This window comes from Pradoshia sp., assembly GCF_051873915.1.
Classification (GTDB): Bacteria; Bacillota; Bacilli; order Bacillales; family Pradoshiaceae; genus Pradoshia.
In genome coordinates this window covers 57,496-65,915 of record NZ_JBJEFJ010000038.1, presented here as the reverse complement: position 1 = coordinate 65,915, position 8,420 = coordinate 57,496, and the positions used below count along the sequence as shown (strand labels likewise).

Here is an 8,420-nt window from a genome sequence, read left to right as displayed (position 1 = left end):
TACGAGAGATACTAGTTTGAAGTTTCAGAAAATTACTTCTTCCGCTAACCTGCCCATTTCTTCTATAAGGAATTCAACAGAAAAGGGTGTTAAAATACTAGCAAATACCTTTAGAAATGATATATGTACTTATATTTCGCTAATTATATGTCCGTCCTTATCTAAGAAGTCTATGTTTATGTTAGAAAAGTTTTTTGGTTTATTGTTTATCAAAATCCAAACTCTCGTTTTATCATTGAGCTTAACAATATCTGCCTCTATTCCATTCACTTTTACGGTATTCGTTTCATTCGTTATTTCTTCTGGAATGACTCCGTGCAAAAGGGCTTCTCCAAAATCAAAACTTGAAGAATAGGATAAGCCTCTATCTTCATCGTGGGAATAATAAGTTGGTTTCCAACCAAATATCCCTTTTTCAAACTGGACTAATGAAACAGTATTTCCAGCTTCAAATAGTAGAAATGTAGAATTTTCGATAAGGTAAAATTGTTTATCGCTGATTTCACTATAAACAAATTCTTTCTTAAACTTTTCAAATGCTTCATCTACTGTTTTTGAACTTTGCCTAACTTCCCCAATACTTGCAAATAAGGCATACAATATAATTATAGCTAATATATTTAATGCTATTGTTTTTGTACGTTTTCCCATCTTACTTCTTCTCCCCCCTTTTTTATTTTTACTCTTAAAATACTGAATTAACTTAATGTTACTTTCTCAGTTGCTCTTGTTAAACTAAACTGCCCCTTCATATTATAAGGTTTGACTGAATTTAACCTTATTAAATATTCTATTATGTTCCCTCGCATTCCTTTTCGTTTAATCATCTATGGTTTTAACAAGCAAATTAACAATGTTAATTGCTGTGTTATACAGCTTGTTATTTCTATTTTTCTCCCTCAAAAGAGAACCCGTTACTCCATCAGCAGTGTTCCCTTATAGGGTAATGTTCAAGATGCGGCATACATTTTCTGCAGCAAAGGCTAGATTCTCTTCACCAGATTCAAAAGCTTCCTCTAAGGTTGTCACACCTTTTAAGATACCGACAATGGCATAGAAGCCATGTTCATAGAGTTCCTCTGTTCCTTTGCCTACCTTGCCAGCAAAGGCAATGACAGGAATGGAATATTTCTCAGCAATCTTCGCAACCCCATATGGCGTCTTGCCAAATAAGGTTTGACCGTCAATACTGCCTTCACCCGTAAACACATAATCAGCATCCTTCATTACATTCTCAATGCCTGTATATTCAATGACAAGATCAATTCCTCTTTTCAAATCGGCATTCATGAAGGCAAGAAGACCTGCGCCCAGTCCACCAGCCGCTCCCGCCCCTTCACAGCCCGCAATATCTTTTCCAAGCTGCCTTTGAATCATCTCGGCATAATGAGCAAGATTACAGTCGAGCAGGCGGACCATTTCTGGTGTTGCTCCCTTTTGCGGACCAAAAACGGCTGATGCGCCATTGCCCCCAATCAAGGGATTGGTCACATCACAGGCGACATCGATTTGCACCAACTTGAGTCGTTCATCCATTCTGCTTGTATCAATGGTATGAAGATGCCCAAGCGCTCCGCCGCCAAAGGGCAGCTCTTCTCCATCCTTATCCTTAAAGGAAACACCCAATGCCTGAAGCATGCCCGCTCCGCCGTCATTGGTGGCACTTCCGCCGATGCCAATCAGAAATCGTCTCGCCCCTCTGTCCAGAGCATCCTTGATCAGTTGACCTGTTCCAAAGGTAGTGGCCAGAAGCGGATTTCTATCAGCCGGTTTAATTAACTCGAGCCCGCTAGCTGCAGCCATCTCAATGACGGCTGTCTGTCCCTCACTAATCAGGCCATATTGCGCAGTTACGGCTTCACCTAATGGACCAATGACTTCTATGTGAATGATTTCGCCATTTGACTGGCTTACCAAGGATTCAACTGTTCCCTCTCCTCCGTCTGCCATCGGTACAGCTACACATTCGGCATTCGGAAAGACCGTCTTAATCCCTTTCTCCATCGCAAGGCATGCCTTTTTCGCTGACATACTTTCTTTAAATGAATCAGGTGCTAGTATAAATTTCATAAGAATCTGTCCCTTTCCTTTAGACTCGTTTCAATCATTCATCATGCCTTCATCAATTCTTCAGCATCCCGGCAAGCCTGTATAATGACTCTTCATCCTTAATCAAGTAATATCGCCGTTCCTTCTCCAAGTATCCCTTCTCACAAAACTGTGCAAGCACATGCAATAAATGACGGTAGGATACCCCTAAGTAATCACAGACGATAACATGCTTTTCCCGATAAAGCCCTTCATCTGCCGTTTGCAAAATAAAGTCGGCCAGTCTATTTTCAAGCGGATAGGCTAAAGTCTGTGAATATCTTTCTGCCATAATGGTTGCTTTCACGCTCAATACCTTTGTTAATTCTCTCAAGAATTTAGCATCCTCAAGCAGCTCGCTGCGGCATGGATGAAAGGGGAGAGCCAGGCATACCGTTCTTGTTGCTGCCTGGACACCCCTTGTATAATACACCTCATGCAGGAGCTCCATTTCGCCAATGAATTCATTCCTATGTACAAAGTTCAAGAGAGACGCTTTCCCATTCTGATGGGTGACATAGATCTTCGCCTTTCCTTCCATCACATAGAAGAGATATTCCGATCTCTGACCTTCCCAAATAATCCATTCATCTCGCTTGTATTCATGCACTTCAATCATTTTCTCAACTGGAGAAGCGAATAGATGAGCAATCGAATGCTGCTGTATATACTGCTCCCTTTTCTCACCTTTATAGATTTCCATGTTCCACCTCTGAAATATGAGAAATCTCATATTATTATTCTGTCTTTTCATGATACCATGCATACAAAGGGGGATACATAATGAACGCGCATCGTTGGATGAGTATACAATTCTTTAGTTTTTATGTGACATGGGGAATCTTCCTTCCCTATTGGACAGGCTGGCTGGTAGATGTGAAAGGAGTCTCGGTTGCAGAGGCGAGCTTGATCATGAGCTTAGGCCTTGTGGCAAGAGGGCTTTCTACCTTGTTTGTCTTCCCCTATTTATCCGGGAAGTTCACAAGTAAGGCTGTGCTTAATATGGCGGGGATTGCGACCGTCTTGTCCATTCTATGCTATATTCCGGCCGAATCCTTTATGAGCTTATTGATCGTTACACTGATCATTCATATTTTCTACCCAACATTGATGCCTGCCTTGGATAATGCAGCTACCGTCTTGGTACAGAATCATCAGCTTAGGGATTATGGGAAAAGCCGCCAATGGGGATCAACTGGGTTCATCGTTTCCGGTGTCCTGCTGACCGTCTTTACAGGCATGTATGGCGATAACATGATTTTATGGGGATTATTACTGACAGCCGCCATCTCTGTCGGACTTGGCTTTATGCGTGCACCGCTCATTTTGTCAGAGAAACCAAAGACTGACCTGCCGCAAACAGGCGGATGGATGAAATTATTCCGCATCAAGAACTTCCCATTGGTTCTGATGATTGTCATCCTGCTGCAGGCTGCCCATGCATCCTACTATAATTATGGCTATCTCTTCTTGCAGGAGATTGAAGCACCGAAATATTTAATCGGGGTCATCATCAATATTGCGGTTATTGCGGAGATTATTTTCTTCGCCATCGCGGACCGGAAATTCGGACGCTTCTCTGTCGGCTCACTATTGGCGATTGCCTCACTTGGTTCAACCATTCGCTGGGTGCTCGTATTTGCCTTCCCGAATGTGATCATGTTCTCGGTTGCGCAGCTCTTGCACTCTCTATCATTTGCAATGGGGCATTATGCCTTCATGAAATATTTGATTAAGTTTATCCCATCCGCCCATGTAGCAAAGGCACAGGGCTTATATTCAGCCTTTGCCCTCAGTTGGAGCACAGCTGTGTTCACAATATTTGGCGGATATTTATACGAAATTGAGCCGCAATATGCCTTCTTGGGCATGGTGATATGTACAATACCGTCCATGCTGCTGGCAGTCTATTATCGCAAATTAGAAAATAAAAAGAGCATCAGCAAATGATGTCATTTTTTAGAGAAGGGGCTACTATTAAAGCCCCTTTCTCATCCTTCTTACAGCCCTTCAGCAACTCACTTCCATCTCAATATTTAAACAACCTCGACCTATTTGATGTCTAAAAAATTGTACACTACCTAACCTGATCTTTTATTAACAATTTAATATGTCCTTATAACTTTCCATTTCACTTTGGCATGAATATTGCATGTATTTAAATAGTACCTGCTTTTTACCTAGTGGAAATACAAAAAGCAGTGCCATAAAAAAGGGGGAATAAGTGAATGAAGGTTAAAAAAAAGACAAGGTTTCTGTTCATCTGCCTGTTCGTGGTTTGTCTTGCTCTAGTAGGATGCCAACAGGACAATGAAAGCGGGTCAGAGTCACAGGGAAAAGAAACAAGCAGTGCCAATCAAGTATTGAAGGTTTCAGCAAATGATATTGCTACCATAAATACTCTTGGGAGCTATGATGTTCCTTCTTCCATTGTTATGAATAATATTTTTGAAGGACTCTACCGGCTCGATGAAAATAATGAGCCGACTCCAGGAATCGCTAAATCCTATGAGGTGAGTGATGATCAATTAAGCTACACATTCAAATTAAGGGAAGGGGCTGAATGGAGCAATGGGACGCCTGTTACTGCACATGATTTTGAATACGCATGGAAAAGAGCTCATTCCTCTTCAACATTAAGTCCATTCTCTTATCTCATGGCTCCGCTCAAGAACTCTATTGCCATCCAAACAAAGGATCATGAGCTGTTTGATAAAGTCGATGAACTAGGAATCAAGGCAACTGATGATTACACTCTTCAAGTTGAATTAGAAAATCCTTCTCCATACTTTTTAAGCCTGCTGACGACACCTGTTTTCTTCCCACAAAATCAAGAATTCGTTGAATCACAAGGTGAAAATTATGCCTTGGGAACTGATCATTTAATCTATAACGGACCATTTACATTGGAAGACTGGAAACAAGGGGCAAGCTGGACTTATAAGAAAAACAAAGACTATTGGGATGCCGAAAGCGTCGCAATTGACTCGATTGAGGCAAATGTCATAAATGATACAGCCACTGCTGTAAATATGTTTGAATCAGGCGAACTGGATGCTATTGGCTTATCAGCTGAATTTGTCGATCAATATTCTTCGACTCCTGAATATAAGAGCTCACTCGACCCTACTGTCTATTTCATCCGCATGAATCAGCAAAATAAGTATTTAGCCAATGTGAATATCCGTAAGGCACTCGATTTAGGATGGAACAAAAAAGACATTGAATCCATTTTGAACAATGGCTCCTTGGCTGCCCATTTCGTCGTACCTAAGGAATTCACGAAAGATGAGAGCGGTAAGGATTTTCGAGCGAAGTATGATGGATTTAACGAAACGAATACCCAAGAAGCAACAGAATATTGGAATAAGGGGCTTAAGGAATTAGGCGTCAAGGAAATCGAGCTTGAGCTGTTAAGCTATGATAGCGATATAACGAAAACCGTTGCACAATATGTCAAAAATCAGCTAGAAAAGAATTTGCCAGGATTAACACTCAACGTAAACCAGCAGCCGTCCAAACAGAAGCTAGACCTAGAGGCAAAACAAGATTACGAATTATCGTATAGCGGATGGAGCCCGGATTATCATGACCCGATTTCGTTTCTGGAAATCTTCCACACAAATAACCCTTATAACTGGATGAATTTCTCCAACAAGGAATTTGACCAGCTGATTGACGCAGCTTATAAGGAAACGGATATTGCCAAGCGTTGGGGTAATTTACAGGAAGCTGAGCGAATTCTCATTGAAGAGAATGCCGCAGTTTCTCCAATGTTCCAAGCAGGAAAGACCACCTTAACGAAGACGAATGTCAAAGGCATTGCTGACCACCCATATGGCGGCAATAAAACGTATAAATGGGTCAAGATTAATTAAGTAATTCGTCATGAAAGGGGTGCTCCATGCCGGAAGCACCCCCTTTTTATACAATCTTATCCAAGAAAATAAATAGAAGCCAAGCAGGACAAAAGTAGAAGACATCCTCCTGAATTGACTAATATTTGCGGGAATAGCAGTTGGGACGTTTTATGGTTTTGCATCTCCCCTTCATCTCTTTCTAAAATGTATTCTCCTAATTTCCCGGAATGCTTAAAAAATCTCCTAAAGCTCGTAATTGTCAGATGATAGGCTCCTTTTTGAAGCAATAAGCCTATTATGCCAAAACAAAAAATAGCTAAGGCGACAAAAAACAGACTGTTCACAAAACCAATCCAAAGCGGCTCTGATTGCTTAAAGGTAAGTAAAAGCGAACAACCAATAGCTGTAACGAGAACAAGTATGTATCTCCCTTTTCTATTCATCCTCATCCCTCCAGAGGAAAGACTATTTCATGTCTTTGGTAATTGATTCATATTTTCTTACATTCTCAAATTCCTTCTCTGAGCATAAAATCCAGTGGTCATCCCCGACTTCGCGAAATACTCGTTCCCTTTCTTGGTTATATTCCGCTTCCTGAAAGACAATCCTTTCCCTTTGTCTCTCAACCGCTGGATCCGGAATAGGGTTAGCAGATAATAGAGCCTTTGTATAAGGATGGAGAGGGTTTTTATATAACTCACTGCTCTTGGCCAATTCAACTATCTGACCCTTATACATAACACCAATCCGATCGCTAATGTATTTCACCATCGATAAATCATGTGCGATGAACAGGAAGGTTAATTCCCGCTCCTCCTGAATCGACTTAAGCAGGTTTACTACTTGTGCTTGTATGGAGACATCCAAGGCAGAAATTGGCTCATCCGCAATGATTAAGCTTGGATTAACAGCCAAAGCGCGGGCAATCCCAATCCGTTGGCGTTGTCCGCCGCTAAACTCATGCGGATAACGACTCGCATGCTTCCTGCTTAGTCCCACCGTTTCAAGCAATTCAACTATCTCTTTATTCCGCTCGTTCCTGCTCTTAAATAAGCGGTGAATATCAATCCCCTCACCGATAATATCACTAACGGTTAATCGTGGGTTTAAGGATGAATAGGGGTCTTGAAATATCATCTGCATATTCCGCTTAGCCGCTTGCCAATCATCATTGGACTTAATATTCTGGAAATCCTTTCCCCTGAATTTAATACTCCCTCCATCTGCCTGCAGTAATCCAATGATTGTCCTGCCCAAGGTCGATTTTCCACTGCCGGACTCGCCGACAATCCCAACGGTCTCTCCCTTATACACATCAAGGCTTATTCCATTTACCGCATGAAGAAGCTTGCCCCTGCCAATTTTAAAAATCTTGCTGACATTGCTTAGCTCAAGAACCTTTTCAGTCGATTGTCTCTTATCCTTTACTGCTTCATTTTTCGCCTTCTCCTTTTGTTTTTGTCCCATACTTCCCGTGAGATCGAGCTTCGGGGCATCTGGGTGCAACAGCCATGTGGAAGCATAATGGGTTTCTGACAATTGAAAGGCTGGCGGCTCCATCTCAAAATCAACCTCTAATGCAAGTCTGTTCCTCGGCGCGAATGGGTCTCCCTTCGGCAAGGCTGATAAATCCGGCGGACTTCCTGGTATTGAAAATAATGCCCCCGCCTCTTCATGCAAACTTGGCATCGATGCCAATAATCCATATGTATATGGATGCCTCGGCTCAGAGAAGATTTCATCGACTGTTCCTGTTTCAATGATCTTTCCCGCATACATGACCATTACGCGATCGGCCATATTAGCAACAACCCCAAAGTCATGGGTTATGAAGATAATCGAAGTTCCAAGCTTTTTTTGAATATCCTTCAATAACTCTAAAATTTGAGCCTGCACAGTAACATCTAAGGCAGTCGTCGGCTCATCTGCAATCAGGATTTTCGGATTACACGCAAGAGCCATCGCGATGGCAGCCCTCTGCCGCATCCCTCCGGAGAACTGGTGGGGGTAATGCTTATAGCGAATATGCGGCTCAGAAATGCCCACTAGCTCTAGCAATTCTATGACCCTTTTCCTCGACTCACTTTTTTTATAGTTTTGATGAGCAACCAGCCCCTCGCCAATTTGGGCGCCGATGGTCATTGTCGGGTTAAGCGACGACATCGGGTCTTGAAATATCATCGATATCTTGGACCCTTGTACCTTCTTCATTTCCCTTTTCGACAATGAAAGAAGGTTTCTGCCCTCAAACAATATTTCACCAGCTTCAATCTTTCCAGCAGGCTCCTTAATCAAGCGCATAATCGCTTTTGATGTGACGGATTTGCCAGAGCCTGATTCCCCCACAATGGCAATTGTTTCTCCTTTATGTACATGAAAGGAAACGCCGCGAACTGCATGGACTTTCCCATAATCGGTTCGAAAAGAAACGTGTAAATTATTTACCTCTAAGATTTTCTCCATGCGTTATCT

At 42.0% G+C, this 8,420-nt stretch carries 7 protein-coding genes; 2 read left to right on the top strand and 5 right to left on the bottom strand.

The genetic code is table 11. From position 1 onward, the window contains the following. Positions 1-129 precede the first annotated feature (129 nt). From ACI35L_RS04545 to yeiL, 3 genes are all read right to left on the bottom strand, one after another. Positions 130-651: a hypothetical protein gene (locus tag ACI35L_RS04545; RefSeq protein ID WP_197089966.1), complete on the bottom strand. Its 522-nt coding sequence runs from the start codon at positions 649-651 to the stop codon at positions 130-132. A gap of 285 nt (positions 652-936) precedes the next feature. Beyond that, complete coding sequence (locus ACI35L_RS04540) at positions 937-2,070, bottom strand: glycerate kinase (RefSeq protein WP_439802320.1); 1,134 nt, start codon at positions 2,068-2,070, stop codon at positions 937-939. 52 nt (positions 2,071-2,122) lie between these two features. Then, on the bottom strand, positions 2,123-2,791 hold the full coding sequence (yeiL, locus tag ACI35L_RS04535; protein ID WP_439802319.1) for a transcriptional regulator YeiL: 669 nt from the start codon (positions 2,789-2,791) through the stop codon (positions 2,123-2,125). A gap of 80 nt (positions 2,792-2,871) precedes the next feature. On the opposite strand from yeiL, the gene ACI35L_RS04530 reads away from it, so the two are divergent. Further along, the gene (locus tag ACI35L_RS04530; RefSeq protein WP_049672688.1) at positions 2,872-4,038 is read left to right on the top strand and encodes an MFS transporter; all 1,167 of its coding nucleotides are present in this window, start codon (positions 2,872-2,874) and stop codon (positions 4,036-4,038) included. Between the two features lie 278 nt (positions 4,039-4,316). After that, on the top strand, positions 4,317-5,966 hold the full coding sequence (locus tag ACI35L_RS04525; RefSeq protein WP_439802318.1) for a peptide ABC transporter substrate-binding protein: 1,650 nt from the start codon (positions 4,317-4,319) through the stop codon (positions 5,964-5,966). A gap of 56 nt (positions 5,967-6,022) precedes the next feature. Here the strand turns inward: ACI35L_RS04525 and ACI35L_RS04520 are convergent, their stop codons facing one another. Then, entirely contained in the window at positions 6,023-6,391 is a 369-nt protein-coding gene (locus ACI35L_RS04520; protein ID WP_049672686.1) for a DUF3899 domain-containing protein, read from the bottom strand. A gap of 22 nt (positions 6,392-6,413) precedes the next feature. Continuing rightward, positions 6,414-8,411, bottom strand: coding sequence for an ABC transporter ATP-binding protein (locus tag ACI35L_RS04515; protein WP_439802317.1), 1,998 nt, complete (start codon positions 8,409-8,411; stop codon positions 6,414-6,416). Between the last annotated feature and the right edge of the window lie 9 nt (positions 8,412-8,420).

Coding starts and splice junctions, on each gene's coding strand:
- ACI35L_RS04525 (WP_439802318.1), top strand. CDS start 4,317: ATGAAGGTTAAAAAAAAGACAAGGTTTCTGTTCATCTGCCTGTTCGTG.
- ACI35L_RS04530 (WP_049672688.1), top strand. CDS start 2,872: ATGAACGCGCATCGTTGGATGAGTATACAATTCTTTAGTTTTTATGTG.
- ACI35L_RS04520 (WP_049672686.1), bottom strand. CDS start 6,391: ATGAATAGAAAAGGGAGATACATACTTGTTCTCGTTACAGCTATTGGT.
- yeiL (WP_439802319.1), bottom strand. CDS start 2,791: ATGGAAATCTATAAAGGTGAGAAAAGGGAGCAGTATATACAGCAGCAT.
- ACI35L_RS04515 (WP_439802317.1), bottom strand. CDS start 8,411: ATGGAGAAAATCTTAGAGGTAAATAATTTACACGTTTCTTTTCGAACC.
- ACI35L_RS04545 (WP_197089966.1), bottom strand. CDS start 651: ATGGGAAAACGTACAAAAACAATAGCATTAAATATATTAGCTATAATT.
- ACI35L_RS04540 (WP_439802320.1), bottom strand. CDS start 2,070: ATGAAATTTATACTAGCACCTGATTCATTTAAAGAAAGTATGTCAGCG.